The organism is Ruegeria sp. CDSC079, from assembly GCF_059610505.1.
On sequence record NZ_JBXWNT010000007.1, the window covers coordinates 97,332 to 118,071 of the forward strand.

The window sequence follows — 20,740 nt, forward strand, 5'->3', positions numbered from 1 at the left end:
AGCGCATATATAGAATGTGAACGTTGGATGAACGGTATTTCCATGCGAAAAGATGGCTTGGCCTTATTGTTTGGAAGCCTCTCGGTATCAGGTCCGGATACTAGAGACTCAGGAACTGAAAATGCGGTGTTTTCAGTTTCCTACCAGAGAAATTCGGAGTGCAGGTGCTGGGCAATTGCCGCCTTTGGTCCTCACGGAAAAACCTTCTTGGCCTCTTAATCTTGGTTTGGTCCATCAATCAGTACTCGAAGCCAACAACGTGGGTTCGTTTCAAACAGATCAAAAGGACTTCGATAATCTTGCAATTTACACAAATCAATCAGAGGCTTTCTCCACAGAAAGAAGTTTACTGTTTCTGTCAGATTGAAGGTTTGATCTTATCCAGCAACCGTTCAGTTTTACATCACCACCGAAGGCCTACTTCCCGCCAGAGATGTTTTTCGCCGCGATCACAAAGCGTACAAAGCGGTCATTCGGGCGGAGAATACCAGGGGCAAGTTTGTCCGCACAGCAGACATCGACCACCACTTCTGATCGTTTGAACCTTACAAAACTGTCAGATGACGGCTTTGAGCCCAACCCGGTCATTGTTATTTTTCGCGGCGCAGGCTCGCAACGGAAGAAATGCTACATGCACTCGAAATCTGGCGCTGTGACGCGGCGATGAAACCGGCCATTGGTGCAACGCGCAGCGAGGCTGGAACGGTCAATTCACACAGTCGGGAAAGCAGTCTTTCGCAGCGCGCGGGCCAAGGATTGCTTTACGGAATTTACGACTTCTAGATCCTTTCTCCCTGGACTGATGGAGGTACTACCATTGCCTTATCAAAGCACCAATGTATGCGACCTAGCTTGAGGCGATTGCAACTTCTGAAGATTAGGTGCGAGCTCGACATGCGCTAGCAACATTGCCTATCATCTGCTCTGCCATCAAGACTCCCTGACTTCCGCATTTAACAATCAGAGCCTGCGCTAAACGTCAGCGCCTTCTGGGCACGACGACTTGGGCTTGGAGGCGAAAACGAACGCCCTCCGCACCCACTTTGGGTGCCTCAAGCCAATAGCCGGCCCCGGCTTGTAAATTGACCGGCACCGCCCCCCATTGCACCAGCCGTGACACCGATGCGTTAACTGGCACGGCCCAGGCTTCAGCCTCCCAGTCATAGGTGCTTTCGCTTTGCAGTGAATAGGTCCAGGCACCTTCAGTGGAATAAGCAAGAAAAGGCTGGAGAAAACTCACATTCGTGGGGGTTTCGGGGTGGCTCTCCAGATCCCACAGATGATTGGCCAGCGCGCCATAGGTCCAAGGCCCGGTCTGACGCAGGGCAATGCCGGTGATCCCGGCTGCCCATGTGTCGCTTGACACGTCGCTAAAGGTTGGTAGCCGCACGACCGGACCAATGCCCCATGTCAGATCCCCTGTTCCTGTGGGAGAAAACCACGCGGAGAACAGAATATCGCCGACCCCTTCCTGACGCGTCCCCGGCACAACGTCCTCCTGCCAGATGTAAGGAATGATAGTACGGGTGATCAGGTTTAGGTCATTGTTAAGTTCAAAGGGCACGACCGGCTGAAAGTTCAACGTGGTGCGCGACCCCTGATCAGAGACACCCAGGTTATCATCATAGTTCAACTGAAACGGGACCGAGATAATGGCAGCAAGCGGGTTGGCCAGTTCCTGGGCCAAATCGGCGGCCTCGTCTGCAACGGTTGAGGTTCCTACGCTGGCTGCAAAAAACAGCCCCACAAGTGCATGGGATCGACGCATAGCCGTGTACTCCTTTTGAAGGGCGGGATGGGCGAGTGGCCTAGTTGATCGGTTCCACCGTCGGGAACGACCACCTACCGTTCAGGATTGCATCCTCTGGCTCGTAAAGGCGGACCGCGTAGTTCCACCCCGGAGTGATCGGAAGGCAGTTCACGCGGCCGTCGTCGCACCCACCAAAATGGAGTGTGACTGATCCGTCTTCCGCGGCTTGGGCCGTATAGCCGTTGTAGCTGTTAACACCCAGATCATTAGCAGCCAGGAAACCCTCGCCATTATAGACGGTCACCGACCAGAACGCCCGAACCGGGACATCCTTAACTATAACCGCGTGTGGCGTTTCTCCATCGTTCGCATCGACCGCGCCCAACAGGTAAATCGCTGCCTCTGGGGGCAAGCCGCCCCAACCCGAGAGCGCCCCAACCAGAAACTGAACCGGGTCAACGTCCTCTTTGGCTCTACCAAAGGCACGCGACGTATCGATGCCCAGCAGGGACAAATCGCTGATTGCCTGACGCGCTACGGCAAGTTGTTCGGTATTCCAGTTGGGCGCATCAAACGGACCAGTTCCACCGCCACTGACAACAATCTGATCCTGCGCCGCCCGCGCCGCAGCGATGTCTTGTGGGTCAGTTACATCTACAAAAGTGCGGAAGGCAATGAATCCGAAAGGCGTACCAAGGTCTTCTTTGGTGATCAGGTACGTGCCGGGCGTTGCCTCGGCGTACATGAAATGATCCTGGTTGATGACATGCATCGAGATGTAACGGCCATCCGCCTCGGGGAGCGTAACTTCGACGGGTTCGGTCAAATCGAGCAGAACCGCAGAGTAAAGCGTATCCTGGTTCATTCGGATCACCGGCTGATTGTCAGGTGTTGTGGCTTCGCGCATATGCCCTAACTCGCCAACGACCAAGCCGAGATTACTCATGTTGGTGCGGAACATATGGTCGGTTTCCGCGCGCACGAGATTGTCCACGGTCACATCAACCACGTCCTCGGCCCAGACCCCTGTCGGGAGTGTCAGGGCGATTGCCAGAAAAAGCTTCTTCATTTTTGCATCCTGTCATTCAGTTCACGGGTTGCACGGTCGGGAATACCCAACTTCCGTCGATGACCTCGGAACCGGGCTGATACAAGCGCACGGCGTAGTTCCAGCCGTCCATGATTGGAAGGCAGTTCACGCGGCCATCGTCGCAACCGCCGAAATGCACGGTCACACTGCCATCGTCGTTCTGGGTGCCCGAAACCGAGTTGACCACGTAGGCGTCGAGGGAATTGAGTTCAAAGAATCCGTCTGCATTGTACAGGCTCACGGACCAGAATGCGTTTACGGGAACATCCGCCGGCACCTGGATATAGTATTCGCCGAGCGGCAGGCCGGGCTCGATATTGAGATAAAAGGCTTCTTCTTCTGGTAGACCTCCAAAGCCGGCTGCGGTGCCCAAGAAATGGCGCAACGGGTCGACGTGTTCTGCCGTGCCAAAGGTCCGAACGCTGTCTGTTGCAAACCTGCCCAACTCAATCGCGGCCTGACGCACGGCCGCGAAGCTTTCGGTGTCATAATTGGGCATCTCGAAGGGCGTTGCCGAGGCAGCTTCGATAGTGAACCCGTCCTGAATTGTGTTGACTGCCGCGATGTCCTCCGGACTCTCGGCATCCACCAGTATTCTCATGAAAACAAGTACGTAGGGGGTGTCAAATGTGTCCATGTCGAGCTGAAACACACCACCACCATCAAATACTTCATTGATGAAATGGTTCTGATTGACCACCATCGTTGTCATGTACCGGTCGCCCACATCGGGCAGTGTCAAGGTTGCGCCTTTGCTGATGTCGATAACCGCAACGCTATAGAGTGTGTCCCGGTTCATCCGGATAGTGGGCTGATTGTCGATGGGCGTGGGTTCATTGAAGTGGAAGAACTGGTTTACGCCTCCGGCCAGCCTGTCATACGTTTTCAATTCGTTGTCAGTCGCAGCCCGAACAAAGTTACTTATTGTGACCGGCACCTCGTATGTCTCGGCAAGTGCATCAACTGTGGTATCAAAGCTCTGAGCCGTCGCGGAGCTCCCCAACGCTGCAGCCAAGGCCGCCAGCTTCCAGCATTTGCGCGTGTGATTGATCATTTGCCGCTCCACTAACCAATTATTGCAATACATTGCTTGATGGTCCCGACACCTGCTCAGGCGGGCATTCTCACGCCCCTCAATTGGTGGGTTGCAGAAACTCTACAATTGGAACCATGGTCGTTGTTTTTCAACAAAACACAAAACTCGAATGTATACCCTGACCGATTGGAACAACCGTGTCGGAAAACTGGTTCAAAATGACAGGTTGCAAACGCGCATTGACCAACCTGTCTGATATTCTTCTTGTTTTACGCCCATGCGGCTGACCAATCATTCTTGTTGGGATGTCAATTTTTAGACTGAGATCAGCGGATGGTAAGGCTCTGTGCTCTCAAACCTTGCCAGCTGGAGCCTGACTTTCTCAATTCAAAAAGTGTGTTTGGCTTTGACACAGGTCAGGGACGCCGAGCTGCGCCGGACTATGTTTGGAGTGCTCAAAATTTTCATTGTAGTACGTGTAGGATGTAGGATGACGGGCCAGGACGGGAACGCTCAGCACAGGACACCGCCACTTGCGCGCGGGCGGGTTCTCTTACCGCTGTTGGTGGCTTATCGGGAATCCGGTCGATCCGTAGAAGACCTCCTTGCAGGGTTCGATCTTGCGTTTTCAGAGTTGAGCGCCCCAAATTGCTTCATTCCACACGATACGATCTACGCCGTGTTCGAAGCCGTCGCGCAAAACACATCACCAGATTTTCCAGCACTGGTTGGCCAGACTTCAGATCCGACCGTTTCATCCCCATTTGGGCAGGCCTTTCGGACCGCCAATTCCCTGGCTGATTTCATCGGCAGGTTCTGCGTTCATGCAGGCAACAATACAAATGCGGTCACGATGACACTAGATGTCTCTGGAGATTACGCGGTGCTTTCTGCTAAGCGCAGGTTCACGCCGCACTGCTCTCCAGCCTATATGGATGCGTTTCAGATCAGCCGGTGGGCCACGTTACTGCATGAAACCGCTGGTCAGAATTGGGAAGCGAACAAGGTTCTTGTTCGGGTGAACCGTCCTGATCTGCTCCCGTCATACTTCTATGGTATCAGGGCAGTAGGTGCGGGCCCAGACGGGTATTCCTTCCGCTTCCCAAGCCCCTGGCTTCTGCATGATTTGGTTAACCGAACCGCCGCTGATGGCATTCCGGCAGGCCAGGACGACAAAAACCCGGTACCAACAGACTTACTGAGTTCGCTCCAGAGCGTTGCCAACTCAATGGTTGGGCGAAATGACTTTTCAGTTACGGCGCTTGCCAGGGCATGCGGTGCTCGTGGTGCTGTTCTCAATCGCCGACTTGCGGCTTATGGGACATCATTGTCGCGCATAGTCATCGAAGCCAAATGCGACCGTGCTAAACACCTGCTTTCCAGGTCTGAGACGTCAGTGGGCGATATCGCCGACCAGCTAGGGTATTCTGACGCAACCGCTATGACACGGGCATTCAAGAAATGGACGGGACAAACACCTTCCGATTTTCGCATCCACGAACTGAATCGCCACGAGGCATCTGTTCCGATACTCGACCCGGTCGAATGCGATTGTGAAGCGTAACAGGAATAAGGCGCAACATACTTTTGCCGCGCTTCAAACTCGGGATAGGTAGAAAAGGGGAGCAGGCCATGGAGTGGATACAAAAACGAGGCATCGTCGGCAGCTTTCTAGTTGCGGCGACGACGCTCCTCGGCGGATCAGAAGTTGTGGCACAGGATACCGATTGGGGCTTTTACGGCAGCTTCTACATGTACGGCGCAGACACCAAGACAACCATTGGCTCGCTGGAGTCGGAGCTGAGCTTCAGTGATGCGGTTAAAAACCTTGATCTGGCATTCATGGGTACACTTGAGGCGCGAAATGGCCGATGGTCGTTGATCGCGGATTACATGCGCACAGACCTGTCCTTTGACGGTGATACCCCCGGCCCGGTGTTCAGCGGCGCTGAAACCAGTCTGCAGACTCAGTTCTTCAGTGGGTATGCCGCTTACACAGCCTATCAGGCCCAAAACCTGGCAGTGGATTTAGGGGGCGGGTTTCGTTGGTTTGCGACAAGCAGTACAATCACTCTGGTCGGTGGGCCCACCCCGCCGCCAAGTGCAAAGACCAGCGATGATTGGTTAGACCCTCTGATCGCGGCCCGTATCCGGTATCAGATCAATGACCGGTGGTCGGCCGTAGCCTTGGCCGACTATGGTGGGTTTCGCTCAGACCGCGAAACGGCGCAGTTCATAGCGACGGTAGGTTATGCCATCACCCCAAAGTGGAATCTGCGTGCAGGCTATCGCTACATCATGGTCGACAAAGGTGAAGGTCAAGACAGGTTCAAGCTTTCACAATCGGGGCCCGTGTTGGGTGTGACTTACAGCTTCTGAGTACCGGCATGATGCGAAAGATGGCGACACCAAACACAAACAGATCGGGGATCCTTGAGTTGCGCCGGGACGTAAGCGGTGATGCCCACAGGCGTGTGACCGACAATAAGAGCCGAGGTCGAACAATCTGGCGCAAACATTTGACGAAAGGAACAAGCAGGCGACTGATTGCTCCGGCTCTGCATTTGGCAATCGCGTGTTCTTGCTGTGCACTCGCCGCTTGCGGAGCAAATATCTATGACGAAGTTGAGTTGATGCCCTCGCCAACGGTCTACGCCGAGGCCGCCTTTGACCCTTTCGTTGATATCACTGCCGAAAATTTCAATCAGCGCTCGCAGCTGTTCTACGCGACGGATCGAATGCCTGCAGTTCCGGGCGACCCACAAGCCTTTTACAATAATGAACGCGGTCACCTCCTGCGCACCGGTATCACCAACGTGCAGATCGATCCCCGACTGGATTCATGGGAAGATCTTCGCCGCATCACTATGACGAGCCGACGAGCAACGGATTACAATCTCAGCGTCTCTCACGTCCAAGAGATTGGCGTCATGCCATTTAGTGTCACGCGTTATCTTGAAGACCCTCCGTCACAACAAGATATGGAGGCGGTCGGTCGTCGTTTTGCCGAGAAGATTGAGGATCAACTTGCATCCTCTCGCAACAAAGACATCTTCATCTACATCCATGGCTACAACGTCGATTTTGATTACTCGACGCTTGTTTCCAAAGAGTTACAGCATTTTCTGGGCTATCAGGGCGCATTCATCAGCTACAACTGGCCTGCAACACCCCATCGGCTCGCGTATTTTCGTGATCAAGAATCCGCGTTGTCGACGCGCCGCAACCTTCGATCCCTTATCGAATACCTGTCAAAGCACACAAGCCCGCGCCGCATTCATCTCATAGGATACAGCGCAGGTTCGAGACTCGCATTTGAAACAGCTTACCAGATTGCACTTCGGTCGAGCCCTAAACCGCGGCTGGGGCATTTGATTCTGATCAGTAGCGACCTTGATCGCAGCTACTTTCTACAGGCGATTGAAGACGGCCTGCTGGATGCGGTTTCAGATGTGACACTTTATCAGTCGCAAACCGATTCAGCGCTGGCCATGTCGCGGTTCGTTTTCGGAAGGGATCGCCTGGGTCAGGTTTCTGACGAAGCAATAAACGCATCGATCTTCCAGAGCCGACTGTCAGAGATCAAATCCCTGCACATCATCGACGTGACCAGGGCTGAAGAGGCCAGTGCAGGAAATGGTCATTGGTATTTCCGGTCTTCACCGTGGGCCAGCAGTGACTTGTTCCTTACTCTGCTTACAGGCCGAGACCCTCAGGCGCGTGGACTTGTTCGCGCCACAGGCGAAGCAGTCTGGAGTTTTCCGTCGAATTATCCGCTGGTACTAAAGCATTATCGTATGAGCAACTGAGTTTGACCAACGCAAGTTCAAAGTCGATCACGGATTCCTCACGTGGCACAAACGTTGGACGGAACCCCGACTACTTTGTTTCAATGCATGCCGCATCTATCGAAGCCAATATTCGCTGCATCGCAGGAGGTTGGAGAAGAAGGGCTCACAACGGAGTTCGGATGTTTTGCAAGATCCGAGCTCATTATGACCCGTCGCCTGGCTGAACCAGCCCAATCCAGACCTTCGCCCGATATTGGCGATGCTGCAGCGTGGCCCGTCAGAGAAGACATTCGCTGCAGAAGCAATGCTGCACGGCGTACGGAGGTCTGGAGTGCGGGACAAAGCGGCCATTCGGTCAAACCATAGCGGGCAAATTGGGTCGAATTGAATCAAGGGCAATTATTTCATCGATTAATTAGATTTCCCAAAATCGATCCTTCCCGAACCATTGCCACTTAAGTCGAGAATTGCATTCAATCTACACCTGCACGCGGCAACAAAGCGGTCAAACCAAAGCCCGGCAACCAAGCGTCGCCGCCAATCTAAATTTACTCGGCTGGTGACCAATTTGGGCCGGGATCATAGGTCGATATCTCAGCTGTTATTTCAAGCGTATCCGGCCCAAAGTCCGCTTCGAACACGGTGCCGTTTTCACCCACGAGAAAAGAATGGATACCCGTTTCTCCGTAGTCCGCAGGCACCGCAAGCAAGGCGTGACCCGCCAAGAACCGATCGCCGACAAAATAGGAATAGGCACCACCCGGAGCATTTGGTCCCTGCCCCTGCAAAATTGCGAAGTAGTAACCGAGGAAAGGTTCGGGTTCGAAATCATCCGCACCGTCGCTCCACCCCGAGGCGGTGGCGCGGGCAAGGGCTTCACCGACAAAACTGTCTTCTTCTGGCCAGAAGAGGCCGTTTCGTGCGCCGGGATCCGATATGATCGTTTGGGCAAATTCCATGACGCCATCGCCATTGTGATCCACAAGACGAAACGCCGCCTGAAGATCAACATAGGCCTCAAGCGTTTCGATTACTTCCAATTCATTCAGTCCGATTTCACGGGCGGAAAGCTCCTCTACCCCGGCTTCTAAATCAAACTTCCAACCATTCTCAGCTTTCAGAATTGGGATCGGAAAGGGCCAACTATCTTCGCCAAGCAGAAGAAAAACCCCATCATCCTCGGGCTGAAAGCGGTATCCTTCAGCATACATGCCAAGCACTTCCTGCCTTCTTTGCTGATCTTCCACCGGATCACCCGTTCCGATTAGATCTTCTGCCTCTGGTCCGAAAATCTCGAGCAGCTTGTTCTGATCATCGGCCCTTAACGCTTCGACAAAAGCGTCCAGTGCGGTTTGCGGAGTTTCGAACAGGGCACCGTCGGAAAACGCCGGTCCAGTAGCCACTGCGATCACTAAAATAGAAAAAACCGATTTACGCATGTTACCGCCTCCCCTTGCCTTTGGCAGCATGTCCCCGTTTGGACGCCTTGTGAGCTTTGCCGCCTGAAGATTTTTTCTTCATAGCCTTACCTTTGGACGCAGCGGGTTTTTGCTGAGCCGTGGCCTTTTTTACCTGAGGTTTCTTAGCTGCTTGCGGTTTCTTTTTGACAGGCTTCTTCGCCGCATCTGGCCGTTTAGTCCGATCGATGGCCTGCTGCTTGGCAGCAGCCTTGTCCCGATCAACGTTACCGCGATTCACCTGCGGCAAGGACTTGCCCCCACTACCTCGATTGGCCAGAGCACCGCTCGCGATAGCCCCCGCCCCTGCACCGGCTGCAACTGCTGCCGCGCCTCCCCTGCTGATGTCTGCAGCACCGGATTCACGGCTCAGTTTTGCGCGGAGTTCGTCCGTGCGACCCTCGGGGCGGTCGACAGGCAGGTCGCCGCGACCACCTTCCGGCCTTTTGTGATCAGCGATCTTGTCCCGGGCTTCCTTTTTTCGGTCAGGATCGGGTTTCCATCCGATATCAGTTCGGTCACCAAGATCTATATCGTTACCGATATTGACGTTGCCGTCGACGTCTATGTCGATGTCCGGGTTTCTGTATATCGGGCCACCGCCCCATCCGCCGCAATTCCGGCACCCCCAATAGTCATACCAATCGTCGTCATCGTCGAAAATCTCGTCGATCAGCGCCACGGTGCCAAATGTCAGCAAGGCCGCGCCCACTACGTCCCCGGTCGACGGGCCGGTATAGACAGTCTCGGGATTATATTGCGGGACGTACACTGTTTCGGGTTGTGTCGGAGTAATTACAACCGTTTCTTCATCAGATACCTCGACAGTTTGCTCGGGCCCGGAAACAAGAGCTCCGCTGTCAATTGCCTGATCCCGCATTACCTGCACCGCATCCAGTACATCGTCGGACTGGGCCAGCATGGCGGTGCCGACTGTCTCGGTCCAATCGATGTGGGTGGCCATTTGACCGACGACTTCGGGGAACGCCGTGGCCAATACACTTACAGACGGATCCCAGCCCATAGCTTCGATTTCCGGCTCGAGCTCTACGGGGTCGCGGTCGGCGTTATCCAACAAATACCGTTCTGCTTTAACAATCTCCAGTGGCTGAGTGGCCGCAACGAATATCTGTATGAGTAGAGTGTCGGGAAAAAGAGCCACCGGGGCGACCAAAGTTTGCAACTCAGCATCAGATAAAAGGTCGGATGAAGTTTCAGACGTAACTTCCGTTGCAACAGTATCGGACGCCTCTTGTGCGAACAGGGCGTTAGATGTGCTTAAACTGAGAGCAAATATTATATATCTAAACATATTGCGATCCTTCAATTTATCGAAGGATCGCCTAAGACCGTGATTCTGGCAACTGGCCTGCCAAATGGAGGATCATTTAGTAAAACATGGTCATTGGTCAAGCTGGCTTGAGCCGTCAATTTGCTTACAAGGCCAGCTTCTATTGTGCAGGGCGATTAACTCCCGACAAAACTGTTTTGCGCGACAAGCTTCAGGGATTAATGGGGGCGAAAACATACAGAGCTTTTAGTGCTTCGCTCGGCTCCACCCCCGGCAAAGCGAGACGAAATATCTCTTCCATTGTGCCCTGAGCATACATTTCTGACAGAATACTATCGACAACGAGTCGAAAGTTATCGTCACCCCTCGCGATGGCCAATCCTTGCTTTTCTATCGTCAGTATTTCCTGGGATAGTTTGAATTTGCCCTTTAGTCCCGCAGCAATGTAGTTGACCAGCAAAATCGACTGATCTGCAAAATAGGCGTCAATTTCACCGTCTCGAAGTGCTTTGATACCGTCTGGGTGTGAAGCGAACCGCACCATTTCTGCGTCGACACCTGCAGCTTCAAATGAATTCAGAACGGACGCTTCTGTTGTTGTGCTGCTTCTCATTCCAACCTTCTTTCCCGCGAGTGCACCCATGGTGCCCTCAGCCTCGATTGGTAACAATATGGACGTGCCATCGACATAAGTTGGAATTGAGAAATCAACAATTTCGCGTCGGGAAAGTGTAATCGACGCTGCCCCGCAGAGCATATCCACCTCTCCGGAAGCTACTTTGTCGAAACGATCCTTAGAGTCGACCGGAATGAACTGAACATTCAAATCCTTCAATTCCAGTTTCTGCGCAACTACCTTCGCTACATGATCGCAAATCAACGGCGACAGACCAAATGGGCGACCTTGGTCGTTAATGTAAGACAACGGAGCAGCATCTGTTCGAAAACCAAATCGGATTTCGTTGTTTTTTGTTATCCTGTCGATTGTTTGGGCAACCGCGCCGGTTGTGAATAGAACCGTCACAATAAGTATAGAAAGCAAGCGCATGGTTTTTCCCTCTTTAGTGGCGTAACACCCTTGTGGAGGTGAAAAGCACCCTGTGTCGAGAGTAAAACACATTGTGTCGCCTAGGAGTCGGTCTGTTGATGAGAGGTGCTGGCATGGCGACGAATCGAAAGTATACCCTCGCAATATTGGCAGATGCCCGAATGCATCTGCTCCTGCTCAGGGCTTAACGCGAGAGAAAAGTCTTGTGGGCAGAGCTTATGCTCGAAGTTTCAAAGGACCCGCGTCAACTGCAAGTCGTTGCGACAACACAACACCGCACCAGTATATTTTCGTGGTGCAAACTGTTGACCTTCGCCGTGACGCTGTACGTTAGGGTTGATATTCAACGGTGAGGTTGAGCGAAGGGTAATGGGAATAGAACTACAATGGAGTTTGGCGGAACTTGGGGCGCGTAAAACCGTACCTTTTGCCTTTGTGTGTTTACTGTTCTTCGCATCCTGCGCAACCACGAACCCAGAACTTTTGAAGTCCGAGTTGAACGCTCGGCCCAGTGCACAGAATGCGTCGCCAAGCGACTACGCCGGGGAAGTTCAATTTAGCATCTCAAACAAGATTCCCGCTCGTGGGAAAAACCTACCTTACACATTTAACGCGGGCATCAGCAGTGTTACTTCAACGCGCCTAGGTTTCCGGGGGCTCTTAGATCTGCGAGAAATCCAAGTCCAAGCGCCAGCGCTTCTGTCGGGTACTCTGGAACAAAGTTGCTCTTTGAATGTTGATTTTGAACTCGACGACGCCCGCGCCAGCGGTGATCTCATTGAACTCGTAGGCTCAGTGGACGTCGAGCTTTATCGTTGTCGAAACGAAGAATCCGAGGGGACCAACGGGCGTGGAGTTCGCTTTATCTCGACGACTGTTGGGATCGCCGCAGCGGCACGCGCCAATGTTCAAGATCAATGCGTTCACTTTGATCTTGCCGACGTCGTGCTTCAACCTACTGGGTTTGTCGGCGGGTTGGTTAACCTAATTGGCCTCACGGAGCGTGTCGAGGAGGTCGTTCTCACCAAGGCAAAGGAGTTCACCGAAGAGAATGTGATTTGTCCGGAGATGCCTTCGGAGCTTTCTTCGTTGAATCCGGTTTTCGACGCCGGCGGTACACGAGAAATTGGTGACGGTGGCATCGGTGTTGCGTTGAGCGGCTCAATCGACACCAGTGCGATGACGATGATGGAACTCCTGGCGGTTATGCAATCTCGCGGTATTGTTGGGGGGGCAGGATGATGGATCGGATCTTTCTTCTGATACTAGCTACTGCCGGGCTTTTCGGAACCGCGCTGCTGGCTGAAGAGGTTACCTTCGAAGCAAACGGGGACGTCAAGCTAGGAGGTCGTGAGTTTCCCGTCGATCTGGCATTGAGACTAAAAGATGTGAACGCGACAAGGATCTCAATCGAAAGTGTCATAGACCTACGCCGAACAAACGAAGTACTTGTAGAGGAACTCAAACGAGCCGCGTTTGTAGATGTCTGCAACGCACTGATCGGTGTGACCGAAGCAACGGCCCGTGCCGACGATACAGTGATTTCGCTAAGTGGGAGGATCGAAGCAGAGCTTTTCCGATGCGAAAGCCGCAGCGGCGGTGGATCTATACGCGGCGAGAACACTTTCGCTGGTGGTTTGACGGTGGGTGCTTCCGCTTCGGCCGAATTCAAAGATGACTGCCTTTTTTTCCGTTTGGATGACCTGAGACTTGCTCCGGATCAACTCACCGAGTCGTCCGATGCAAAGGGTAATGTCGAAAAGGTTCGGCAGGTATTCATCGAGACCGCGAACGCAATACTTCAAAGAAACCCGGTATGCCCAGAACTACCTCCCGAACTTGTCTCTCTCTCGCCAACTTACGACGCCGGTGGCACACGGGAGTTAGGGGAAGGTGGCGTCGGACTGTTCTTCCGAGGTTCAATCGAAACGAGTACTGAGGCGATTATTGACATCCTTCAGGTACTCCAGTCGAAGAAGGTGCTTCCACCTCCGCCCCGCTGAACCTAGTCAACGGTTAGTGCGGCAGATAGAATTTAATTATTTCGAAGAACAGGAACGAGTCGTAGAAATATGCATTTAACGTAGCATCATTCGTGCAATAGATGAGGTCGAAAATGATCCGTTTAGCATCTGTTCTTACCATTTTTCTTGCTTTTTGCGCCCATGCCGAGGACATCCCGAGCACTCAACGCGGCGACAGGCAGTATTCACCTTATCCACGGCAGAGCTTTCCCAATCAGGTCTTTTTTGGCGACACTCATTTGCATACGTCCGACTCTGCAGATGCCGGTATGATCGACAATGTGCTAGGCCCTGAAGAAGCCTACCGCTTTCACCCCATAGTCTCCATGCTGCAGCGCGGCCCGTCGAACCTGCCGTTCGCTGCGAGCGCAAAATCAAAGGTTGACTGAACTTACGCTGGGCGGGACAAAGGGTGAATTCGCTGCGTTTGCGCAAAATACTGCTTTCGTGCACTTTCCGGACCTTCACTTTGGATTGCACTCGAGTTGCACACCTCCAGTGGATACGAACTTGATCCAGCGAGACAGTCTGTCCATTCCTCCATGGGCAAATCAACGTCACAGCTAAAGACTAGACTGAACCCACCCAGTCTACGGACTAGCTCAATCTGGTCTCACGCGTCGGGTCATGTGGCTTTCCTTGCAAGCCGATTCTTCTTTCACCGCGATCAGATCGGAAATAGCTCAACAGTTTTCGGAGGAGATTAGGTATTCGCATCGCTCCTCGACGGTCAAGAGCGCGGCCAGATTTGCTCGTTTCTGAGAAAGCTCAACCAGTTCCTCAAGAGGCAGCAATGGATAATGCGTCATTGTACCATCGGACCATACAACCGTGACTGCCCGCCCATCATTCGATATTGCTCCCTTTGAGGCCCATGCTACGTCCCGATAAAAGTTGCGAACCGTTTCTCCGCTGAATGCATTCCAAATGCTAGCGGTTCCATCCTCAGACGTCGTTAGGATGGTCTCACCATCTGGAGAAAAATCCACGTCCGTTACTGAACCACTGTGGCGAACCTCATCGTGCAATACCTCGGAAGTATCGGGATCGATTGCTATTACTCGACCATCAAAATACCCGACAACGATCAGCGATCCATACTGCGACCATGCGACCCTACTCGCGCCCGAAAAGTCATGGTCCACGATCTGTGGCGCGGCTGACGGATCTCCCGGATGATGGATCACTACAACACCGTCTGATGAAAACGAAACGACGCTGGAGCCATCCGGAGAGAAGTCGACGCTATAGATATCATCTCTTTGCAATACCGAGGTGTATATGGATTCCTTTGAGGCTATGTCCCAAACCTTCAATTCACCACTAGAAGATCCCGCCGCCAAAAAGGAACCATCTCTGGAAGTTACCGCCTCGCGAAACCCTTCATCCGAGTGCGCTAAAATGGCCGAGATAGATCCATCACTTTTGTTAACCAGCAGCACCCCCCTTCCGATATCCACCAAGACGTCACTTGAGACAGGAGCAAGTATTTTGTCACCTCGAAGGTCATGGAATTCAAGTAACTGTGAAGCTACTTGAGAGGTCACATCGATCACACGAACACCATCATCGCCCTGCACAATGATCTTGGTATCGTCCGCTGAAAACGCCAACTCATCGTAGTATCCATTAACGCTAGCGGAAAATCGACCAGACTCTTTTGGCGGCGGCCATAGCCGAAGTGTACCGGTCCCGGATACGAGATAATCATCCGATGGGTGATAGTCCAAAGCGTGGTTGCCGTATTGATCAAACGTAGATTGCCAGACCATCTCCCCAGCCAAGAAATCCCAAACAAAAATATCTCCGCCATCATTTGCAATTGCCAGACGCGAGCCATCGCTAGAGAACTCCAAGCTCATGTTTATATTGGCAAAGTCGCGGCTTTCAATGTAATCATCTAGATCGAGCTTTATGATCAATTCACCAAGATTAGAGTCAAAGAGTAAAATACTGTGTGATTCCATCCCTAGAGCTACAGAATTGCCATCGGGAGAGTAGCTCGCATCGAGAACAGCCCACTCAGGATCTTCGAACCTGCGAATTTCCTGACCGTTATTAACATTCAGTAGCCGTGCGGTTCTGTCTTCCGCTGCTGTTAGGATAGTATCTCCGCTTGGTGAAAATGATACGCTTCTCAGCCATCCAGGTCCTTTATTCGCCTCTGATTTGAACAATTCGTTCCCAGAGGCAACATCCCAAACTCTTATATAGCCTGCATCCGCCGTTACGATTTTTGTATCATCTGGCGAAAACTCCGCCTCCACAACGGAATGCAAGTGTCCTGGGAGCGTTTTAATGCTCTCCCAATTTGTTGTGTCCCAGATGATCGCGCTCTGATCATTCGAAGCCGTTACCAGCAACGCTCCGGATTGAGAAAATCTCGCGCTGTTAACCGAGCCGTTGTGTTCATCTAGTGTGGCGATTACCTCGCCTTGTTTGAAGTCCCAAATCAAAACGGCACGATTGACCGCGACGGCCATCAAATCTCCTTGTGGAGAAACATGGACGTCTAAAATATTGTACTTTGGCTTCAGTAGGGTTCGAAATTCTTTTGCTTTCCCAAGTGCTTCTGAAAGAACTTCAGACGCTTGAGACATGGAGTCCAGCAGAGGCCAGACATCTTTAGCATCAGGTGGAAATGCCGCTGCGGCAACTTCTAGAGCTTTTTCGGGTTGCCCGTCTTCGATAAGACTGTCGGCAAATTGACGTAATAGGCGGGCTCTTTCGATCTGCAGCTGCTGCAATCGCTGCTCCGCAAGCTCAAGGCTCGAGGCTGCTTGCTCGGCACGTTCGACCGCCTTCGCCGTGGCGGCTTCCGCGCGCTCTGACAAATCCCGCGCGACTATTGCTGCTGCTTCGGCCTCTTCAGCTCGTTTCGCTTCTTGCTCGGCTATTTTTGCTGCCAGATCGGCTGCATTTCGCGCTTGGGTTGCATTGAAAAGGAGACCAGCCGCTACAATCGCCACCACCAATGCAACAAACCCCAGGCGGCTACGAAGTTTTAAGCGCTCTCGCTCGCGTTGTTCTTGTATTGCACGCTCTGTTTCCTCCTCCATAGCCTTGGCACTCAAATCGATCAACCGATGCTCGGCAGGGTTCAAATCATCGCGATGAGACCGCTGCCAAGCCTTTGCTTCTGCGACTAGATTTCCTGTTAAAACAGTAGCATGTTCCGTGTGGTCGGCGAGGTAGGTTTGCAGTCGCTGACGCCAGAGACCAAATTCGCGGTTCTCGTCGAGCCAATTGTGAAGACGGTCCCATGAACGGAGCTCCGTTGCTTGTGTTGATGGCACCTCTTCCGACGTCGTCCGAGTGAATTTTATTAGAGCCTCGTGGACCAATTCGGCCGTCTCAATCTCGCGATCGGAGTCCAAGTCCGTACTTACAAGGCGGGCTTCCGCCAAAGCCAGCACCGTTTCCCAATCCTGTTCGCCGATTTCGGCGCGGGTCACGACGGCGCGCGTGTCTTCAGCCTGTTCGCCTGGCGAAGCCAATCGGACAAGTCGCGTAAGGACCCTACGAAGCGAAGCTTTCTTGGCTGGTGGCTGACGCTTGTAGAAGGCTTCCGCGTGGTCCGCAAGCGCGCCTTCCACGCCGCCGATCGCGTCGTAGTCGTCGTGAGTGAGCATCCGGTCCTTTTGACGTTTCCAAAGCTCATCGAGAGCAAACTGCATCAGCGGCAACCCGCCTGCCGCGTTCGACATCGTTCCGACGATTCGCGTGACTAGGCCGGGCTCAAATTTTACACCGAACTGCTTCGCCGGCAGCTCAACTGCGCAGGTTAGCCCCTCCTCCGACAGTGGCCAGAGCTTCATGTCGGTCGACGACACAAGATCCCGGAGTGAGCCGTGCTCCAGCAACCTTCCGGTAAAATCGGCCCGGAGCGTCGCCACCGCCTGGATTTGGACCTTGGGCCCGGCCCGCTCGCCGATCTGCTCCAGCACCTCGAAGAATCTCTTCTGTCGATCAGACACGCTGGCCGCTCCGGCCGCTCCCGCAGCCTGGGCGTGGTCCATGGTGAAGAGTTCCTCGAACTGGTCGATAACGAGGAGCAACCGTGATTTTCCAGGCACGGCCTGAAGCAGGGTCGGGACAATGTCGAGAAGCCGCCGGGGATCGGCCATCAGGTCTGCAGCGAGTTCATGGGCCCTGCGGTCGAGGCCATAACCGGGCGCGCCCGTGCCGTCGTCCGCAAGTGCTCTGGCAAGCTGGTACAGTGGGTTATTGCCCGGCCGAGTTATCGCAATCATCCAATTGCCTTCGGCCTCCAGCCGCGGCACCAACCCAGCACGCACCAGCGACGATTTGCCAGAGCCAGACGGTCCGAGAATCGTCACAAAGCTGTGCGCCGCCACCTTGCCGGCCAGCTCTGCGATCTCATTCTCCCGCCCGAAGAACAGCTCCGCATCCTCTGCCTTGAAACTTGCGAGGCCCTTATATGGGCTGGCAAGCAGCGGCCAGGCATGGCAGAGCGTCCTAGTCGGTATAATGAAGGCCAAGCGCCGATCTGCATCCCGGGAGGTCGCCGTGACCATGCCAAGCAGCTTGCCGTCGCCGGTGTCAAAGACCGGCGCGCCACTGAACCCCGGCTCTACGAAATGGCCATGCTCCTGTACGTCGCGCACCTGTCGCCAGCCGCCTGCATCTATCAGCCGCATCTCACCGCCAGCCTCGGTGCCATTGTCGAGCCCCACTGGGAAACCGTAAGTTATGAAGGCACTGCCGGGCGGCGGTGCCGAGAGCTGCGCATCCTGGCTGTCGATACCGCCCGCGACAGGCTCCGCAAGTTCCATGACGACGATGTCGGAGACCGGCGAGTCTTCCAGGTCGGCCAGCGACCGCATCGGCGTCCAAGCGACGACATGGGCCGTCTGGTCGCGCCGGTCCAGAAAAGGCAGGTCAAGCGTCACCGCGATGCCTGGCGGCTCACTAGTACCGCGCTGTCGTCGCAAAGCATCGTCGATGACATGAGCGCAAGTCATGACGTAGCGATCACCGAGAAGGAACCCGGTGCCGCAGATGACACCGCCTTCGCCCCGGATGCGGGCGATCGGCCCGGTCACGGTTTGAACGCCGCGCCCATGTTGCATCAGCTGACCTCGCTCTTCCACGTCAGCGTAACCTCGATATGCGCCTCCGCGGCAGTCGAGGCGAGGATCGCGCCGAGTTTGCCTGAAAGTTTGATGCCGAAACTAACCTCGACTTCTTTCGGCGCCGTCCCGAGCCCGGTGGTTTGTTCCAGTATACCCTCGGCAATGGGCCCAATTCCAGCCATGGCCTCTTCGAAACTCTCCCGGGCTTCCACCGCGACCTCATCACCGCGGCCGACCGCGACCGGCGCTGGACCCGCTGGCTCCTCGACCTCTACACGAACGGCACCGTGGGTAGAGGGAAATTCATAGATAGTCTTCGACACACCAGCACCTACTTGATCTTGTCAGAAAGTTTGATCAATCGCAGGCTGAACGATAAAGTGTGCAACAGTCAAGGAAGGTGCCGAAGAGACCGCAGAGTGAAACTATGCATGCCCTTGTTCTGGGCACGGAACGGCGGTTCTCAGAAAACATACTGCGCGGCGCAAGTAAGTGTGACCTGACCAGTTCCCAAATAGACATAGGGGAAGAAAGATATGCTTATTCATGATCTAACTTCAAAGCAAATGCCAAAAAAATCTTTAAAAGTCTTCTTCTCTATTTTTCTAGCTGTAGTTGGCTTCGGCGCCTCTGCAGAAGACAACCAAAATTCCACAAATTACTTTGAAATTTGCGTTCAGTCGGCTGATCCCGAAAACGTCTCATCGAGGCAGTTGTCCGAAATGAATGTGGACACAATCATCGCTTCCTGTGAATCGAGTATTGTAGGCGATCCACAAAATATGCGTGCTGTGGCACTTCTCGCACGTGTCCTGTCAATTTCGGAGCGTTACTCGGAGGCGATCGAGTTCGCGCGAACTTCCGCCGAGGCTGGCGATGAAGTTGGCATGAACGTTCTTGGCGTCCATCTCCTTCACGGATTGGGTGTGGAGAAAGATGAGCGTGAAGCAGCCCAGTGGTTCACGAAATCATTCAATCGCGGTAACGTATTGGCAACCGCAAATCTCGCTGTAATGTACTACAACGGGACTGGAGTTCCCCAGGATGAGTTCTTGGGACTAGAACTTCTGCGTAAAGCTGCAGATCACGGCCATGTGGCATCCAAACGTCGGATCGGAGACGCCTATCTCGAAGGACGTGGCGTCGCTCAAGACAACGACGAGGCTGTTCACTGGTACCGCGCGGCGGTCGAAGGCGGAGATGCGCGTGCCGCGAACAAGCTTGCCGACCTATTCTACTACGGAATCTCCTTGGAGAACGTTGAGAAGGAGTACTTCCACGGTGTACCGATGGCGTACCAGAACCTCGCTGAAGCGCATCGGCTTTATCGGCTGGCTGCGGAGGCAGGGCTGTCTCAGGGCATGTTTGGTCTGGGCCTGACTTTTGCAAGTCCCGATCTCCCCAAACACAGCTACGAGGAGGCCGTATCATGGTATAGACGCGCTGCCGAAGCTGATCATTCTGAGGCAATGGCCTATATTGGTTTTGCCTATGAGGATGGGATTGGCGTGGAGCAGAACTATGCAGAGGCACGGCAGTGGTTCGAGAAAGCGGCGGAACGCGGAAGCCTCTTTGGGATGGACAGCTTTGCCAGATATGTAAGTTGGGGTTTGGGCGGCCCGCAGGACCATGAGCTTGCCGCCGAGTGGTACATTCGGGCAATCGAATCCGGTGTCGATTGGATCTTTGATGACGCTGAGAACTGGGAAACGGAGACGATACGTGAGGTACAGAAAAGGTTGCAAAGCCTCGGAATTTACAAAGGTGCAGTAGACGGGCGCCATTCGCCAGAACTTCATAATGCGCTCACGTTATTGAATCAGCGTTAAATCTGGGTCATTCGACTTTTGACAATTGCACTGTCAATACAGCCCATCTCGAGAGTTTCTTTGGAAACTCACGCGCTTCTCAAGTGCAAATTTGTCTTGTATCTATTCGAGAACCGGTCCGGGGACGCCGTCGAGCGCACTCACGATGCACGACACAGCACGAAATCGTGCGCTTGAACCATGCACACAATCTGCACACAGCACGGTACAACCCACTGAAATATTGCGTAAATCGCCACCATCCATCACTGGAAGGATGCAAAGACTACCTGCGAACGACCGCTTGGCAGCGGTTTTCAGACCTTGGTAAATATTGCAGCATTCCGTA

General features: G+C 53.7%; 15 protein-coding genes. 7 read left to right on the plus strand and 8 right to left on the minus strand.

Annotation, left to right across the window (positions count from 1 at the left end):
- Positions 1 to 979: 979 nt before the first annotated feature.
- The 3 genes from AC2FIC_RS14725 to AC2FIC_RS14735 are packed head-to-tail and all read right to left on the minus strand — an operon-like array spanning position 980 to position 3,894.
- Entirely contained in the window at positions 980 to 1,768 is a 789-nt protein-coding gene (locus tag AC2FIC_RS14725; protein WP_496692149.1) for a transporter, read from the minus strand.
- Between the two features lie 40 nt (positions 1,769 to 1,808).
- The gene (locus tag AC2FIC_RS14730) at positions 1,809 to 2,819 is read right to left on the minus strand and encodes a DUF1254 domain-containing protein (protein ID WP_496692147.1); all 1,011 of its coding nucleotides are present in this window, start codon (positions 2,817 to 2,819) and stop codon (positions 1,809 to 1,811) included.
- Between the two features lie 16 nt (positions 2,820 to 2,835).
- The gene (locus AC2FIC_RS14735) at positions 2,836 to 3,894 is read right to left on the minus strand and encodes a DUF1214 domain-containing protein (RefSeq protein WP_496692146.1); all 1,059 of its coding nucleotides are present in this window, start codon (positions 3,892 to 3,894) and stop codon (positions 2,836 to 2,838) included.
- A gap of 472 nt (positions 3,895 to 4,366) precedes the next feature.
- On the opposite strand from AC2FIC_RS14735, the gene AC2FIC_RS14740 reads away from it, so the two are divergent.
- From AC2FIC_RS14740 to AC2FIC_RS14750, 3 genes are all read left to right on the plus strand, one after another.
- Complete coding sequence (locus AC2FIC_RS14740) at positions 4,367 to 5,440, plus strand: AraC family transcriptional regulator (RefSeq protein WP_496692145.1); 1,074 nt, start codon at positions 4,367 to 4,369, stop codon at positions 5,438 to 5,440.
- Positions 5,441 to 5,508: 68 nt separating this feature from the next.
- Positions 5,509 to 6,255, plus strand: coding sequence for a porin family protein (locus tag AC2FIC_RS14745; RefSeq protein WP_496692144.1), 747 nt, complete (start codon positions 5,509 to 5,511; stop codon positions 6,253 to 6,255).
- A gap of 95 nt (positions 6,256 to 6,350) precedes the next feature.
- Complete coding sequence (locus AC2FIC_RS14750; protein ID WP_496870186.1) at positions 6,351 to 7,685, plus strand: alpha/beta hydrolase; 1,335 nt, start codon at positions 6,351 to 6,353, stop codon at positions 7,683 to 7,685.
- 530 nt (positions 7,686 to 8,215) lie between these two features.
- On the opposite strand, the gene AC2FIC_RS14755 is transcribed toward AC2FIC_RS14750, so the two are convergent.
- The 3 genes from AC2FIC_RS14755 to AC2FIC_RS14765 all read right to left on the minus strand — a co-directional run bounded on the left by AC2FIC_RS14755 (position 8,216) and on the right by AC2FIC_RS14765 (position 11,463).
- On the minus strand, positions 8,216 to 9,106 hold the full coding sequence (locus AC2FIC_RS14755; protein ID WP_496692142.1) for a DUF2950 family protein: 891 nt from the start codon (positions 9,104 to 9,106) through the stop codon (positions 8,216 to 8,218).
- 1 nt (position 9,107) lies between these two features.
- The gene (locus tag AC2FIC_RS14760) at positions 9,108 to 10,436 is read right to left on the minus strand and encodes a DUF3300 domain-containing protein (RefSeq protein WP_496692141.1); all 1,329 of its coding nucleotides are present in this window, start codon (positions 10,434 to 10,436) and stop codon (positions 9,108 to 9,110) included.
- Positions 10,437 to 10,626: 190 nt separating this feature from the next.
- Positions 10,627 to 11,463 (minus strand): amino acid ABC transporter substrate-binding protein, encoded by an 837-nt coding sequence (locus tag AC2FIC_RS14765; RefSeq protein WP_496692140.1) that lies wholly within the window; start codon positions 11,461 to 11,463, stop codon positions 10,627 to 10,629.
- A gap of 369 nt (positions 11,464 to 11,832) precedes the next feature.
- Between AC2FIC_RS14765 and AC2FIC_RS14770 the strand changes: the two genes are divergently transcribed.
- The 3 genes from AC2FIC_RS14770 (at position 11,833) to AC2FIC_RS14780 (ending at position 13,876) form a co-directional block, all read left to right on the plus strand.
- Positions 11,833 to 12,705, plus strand: a complete 873-nt coding sequence (locus tag AC2FIC_RS14770) for a hypothetical protein (RefSeq protein WP_496692139.1) — start codon at positions 11,833 to 11,835, stop codon at positions 12,703 to 12,705.
- Positions 12,702 to 13,466 (plus strand): hypothetical protein, encoded by a 765-nt coding sequence (locus tag AC2FIC_RS14775; protein WP_496692138.1) that lies wholly within the window; start codon positions 12,702 to 12,704, stop codon positions 13,464 to 13,466. The genes AC2FIC_RS14770 and AC2FIC_RS14775 overlap by 4 nt, the downstream gene beginning before the upstream one ends.
- Positions 13,467 to 13,579: 113 nt before the next feature.
- The gene (locus AC2FIC_RS14780; RefSeq protein WP_496692137.1) at positions 13,580 to 13,876 is read left to right on the plus strand and encodes a DUF3604 domain-containing protein; all 297 of its coding nucleotides are present in this window, start codon (positions 13,580 to 13,582) and stop codon (positions 13,874 to 13,876) included.
- 294 nt (positions 13,877 to 14,170) lie between these two features.
- On the opposite strand, the gene AC2FIC_RS14785 is transcribed toward AC2FIC_RS14780, so the two are convergent.
- Positions 14,171 to 18,580, minus strand: a complete 4,410-nt coding sequence (locus AC2FIC_RS14785; RefSeq protein ID WP_496692136.1) for an nSTAND1 domain-containing NTPase — start codon at positions 18,578 to 18,580, stop codon at positions 14,171 to 14,173.
- Positions 18,580 to 18,906 (minus strand): CU044_2847 family protein, encoded by a 327-nt coding sequence (locus tag AC2FIC_RS14790; protein ID WP_496692135.1) that lies wholly within the window; start codon positions 18,904 to 18,906, stop codon positions 18,580 to 18,582. Before AC2FIC_RS14790 ends, AC2FIC_RS14785 begins: the two co-directional genes overlap by 1 nt.
- Positions 18,907 to 19,119: 213 nt before the next feature.
- On the opposite strand from AC2FIC_RS14790, the gene AC2FIC_RS14795 reads away from it, so the two are divergent.
- Positions 19,120 to 20,412, plus strand: coding sequence for a tetratricopeptide repeat protein (locus tag AC2FIC_RS14795; protein ID WP_496692134.1), 1,293 nt, complete (start codon positions 19,120 to 19,122; stop codon positions 20,410 to 20,412).
- Positions 20,413 to 20,740: the final 328 nt, after the last annotated feature.